General features: G+C 72.3%; 1 protein-coding gene. It reads left to right on the forward strand.

Translation table 11 applies throughout. The features are described from left to right. Nucleotides 1-2,954 (forward strand): helicase-related protein (locus tag C1J00_RS41055; protein ID WP_102913927.1); only part of this gene is annotated, 2,954 nt, incomplete at its 5' end. Nucleotides 2,955-3,113: the final 159 nt, after the last annotated feature.

Consider the following 3,113-nt stretch of genomic DNA (forward strand, 5'->3'; position numbering starts at 1 on the left):
CCCCCGACGTGGACCCGGCCCCCGACCCGGTGCCCGAGACCAACAGCTGGCTGCCCGCGTCCCTCGGTGTCAGCTTCTACACGGACGCCGTGGACGTCGAGGTCAGCTGCGCCGCCGCCCGCTACGAGACGCGGCGGAACGAGGCGGGTCGAGGGCGGCGCTGGCAGCGCGTGCCCCTCAAGCCCGAGACGCACACCGTCGGCCCGGACCGGCAGGAGGTCCCCGTCCTCGACGGACGCGCGACGATCCGGCTGACCCGCCGCTCCTACGGCCAGGGCACGCTCGTCACTGTGGCCCTGGTCAACGAGGCCCGGCACGACGGCTCCGACGGCAAGGCGCCCAGCTGGGACGACATGCTGTTCCAGTGCCGGCTCACCGTCCGCCCCGCCGACGGAACCGTGCTGCCGTATCCCAGCGTCCGGCTCGCCAGCCGCGACCCCGAGGAACGCGAACTGCGCCTGCAGTACCGGCATGTGGTCACCCATGCCGTCGGCCACGGCTGCGCCGTCCGCGAGGAGTACGGCGAGGACGGCGGCGTCGCCCTCCTCGCCTGTGAGGCGCTGCCCCGGGCCGAGGTGCCCGCCATCCGGGCCGGCGGTCCGCTCGACGCCCCCGCGCTCACCCTCTCCCACCTCGCCGACCCGGCCATCGGCGTCGACCAACTCCGCGAAGAACTAGCCGAGTTCGCCGCCTCGTACCACGCCTGGTACGTGGGTCAGCGTTCCGTCGAAGTGCCGGACTGGGGACGGGAGGCAGCAGAGCGGATCCTCGACCGGATCCGTGAGGCGGTCACCCGGATCGAGGCGGGCGTACGCACCCTCTGCGACCCGGACCGCCCCGAACTGCTCGCCGCCTTCCGCATCGCCCAGCGCGCCATGCTGCTGCAGATGCGGCACTCCGCCCCTGACCAGGCCGGCCGACGATGGCACCGCTCGGAGTCGGTGGCCGTCGATCCGCCCGTGGACCCCAAGGCCACCTGGCGCCCCTTCCAGCTGGCCTTCTTCCTCCTCGCCCTCGACGGCGTCGCCGAGCCGGGCCACCGGGACCGCGAGAGCACCGACCTGATCTGGTTCCCCACCGGCGGCGGCAAGACCGAGGCCTACCTGCTGCTGGCCGCCTTCACCATCGCCCTGCGCAGGATCCGCGGCGAAGGCGACGGCACCACCGTGCTCAGCCGTTACACCCTCAGCCTGCTCACCACCCAGCAGTTCCAGCGCGCCGCCACCACGATCTGCGCCTTGGAACACCTGCGCCGCACCGAACCCGAACTCGGCCTGGGCGGCGAACCGATCACCATCGGCCTGTGGGTCGGCGACACCACGACCCCGAACGACTTCGAGAAAGCCGAGCGAACCTTCGGTGAGCAGCGCCTGGCCTCGCACCCCGAGGACGTCTTCATCCTCGACCGCTGCCCGTGGTGCGGCACCCGCATCCTGCCGGCGACCTGGTCCAGTGTCCGCTCCGACTACGGAGTCCGCGCGGAGAAGGACGACTTCGCCTTCAACTGCACCCGCGACGAGTGCGCCTTCCACGACGTCCTGCCGGTCGCCGTCGTCGACCAGCACCTCTACCGGAACCCGCCCACCTTCGTCCTCGGCACGGTCGACAAGTTCGCCCGGCTCGCCTGGGAGCCCGACTCGGGCCGTCTCTTCGGCGCAGGCACCGGCAACCCGCCCCCGTCGCTGATCATCCAGGACGAGCTGCACCTGCTCACCGGACCGCTCGGCACCACGGTCGGCCTCTACGAAGCGGCCGTTCTCGAACTGTGCACGGACCGGGACGGCCGCCCGCCCAAGATCGTCGCCGCCACGGCCACCATCCGGCGCTCCGCCGAACAGGTCCGGGCCCTGCACCACCAGGACGTCCAGCTCTTCCCGCCGTCCGGGCTCGACGCCCGCGACAGCTTCTTCGCCGTCCCCGACACCGGCCGCCCCGGCCGCCTCTACCTGGGCGTCATGGCGCTCGGCCACACCACCGGCCGCGGCGCCGTCGCCACCACGGCGGCCATGCTCCAGGGCGTCCACCAACTCCCCGAGGAGCACCGCGACGACTACTGGACGCTCGTCGCCTACCACCACAGCCTGCGCGAGCTCGGCCGCACCGTCACCGCGGCCGGCGACGACATCCCCGCCCAGCTGCGCTCCCTCGACGACGGCGCGGGCACCCGCGACCTGCGCGGCGACGAGGTGCAGCAGCTCGACAGCAGTGTGGCGCGCGCCGACCAGCCCATCCTCCTCGACCGTCTGGAGAAGCCCTGGACCGATCGGCGGTCGGTCTCCTTCCTGCCCTGCACCAACATGCTCTCCGTCGGCGTGGACGTGAAGCGGCTCGCGTACATGCTCATGCAGGGCCAGCCCAAGACCACCGCCGAGTACATCCAGGCCACCAGCCGCGTGGGCCGCCACCAGGTGCCCGGACTCGTCGTCACCTACTTCAACGCCACCCGCCCGCGGGACCGTTCGCACTACGAGACCTTCATCGACTACCACCGGGCCCTGTACCGGTACGTCGAGCCTGCCAGCGTCACCCCCTGGTCCCCGCCCGCGCGCCGCCGCGCCCTGCACGCCGCTCTGGTCATCATGGTCCGCCACCGGCTCGGCCTGGCCGCCGAGAACCAGGCCGGACTGCTCACCCGGCACAGGGACGAGGCCGCGCGGATCGCCGCCGCCCTCGCCGACCGCGCCGCGACCGCCGAACGCGACGCCACGGGAGCCGACGCCGACTCCGTACGCGCCGACGTCCGCGGAGAGCTCGGCGACCTCCTGGACTCCTGGTACCGGCAGGCCGAGGCGGCCGAGGCAGAAGGCAAGTGCCTCTACTACCGCAGCCAGGGCAAGGGGCAGCACAACCTGCTCAAGTCCTTCGAGCAGCGCTACGGCCTGTGGGAGACCCTCAACTCCATGCGCAGCGTCGACCGGGAGTGCCAGATCACCGTGACAGGAGCAGGAAAGTGACACGCAAACTCCGGGTCCGCCAGGCGCAGACCGTGCTCCCGTTCGGCGTCGGAGCCGTGCTCGACGTACAGGGCGAATCCTTCGTCGCCGCCGGCATCGAGACCTGGCCCCAGCTCAAGACGCCCGTCCCCTCCGAACGGCTGGCCGCCCGCCTGGGCG

It is taken from the genome of Streptomyces cahuitamycinicus (assembly GCF_002891435.1).
Classification (GTDB): Bacteria; Actinomycetota; Actinomycetes; order Streptomycetales; family Streptomycetaceae; genus Streptomyces; species Streptomyces cahuitamycinicus.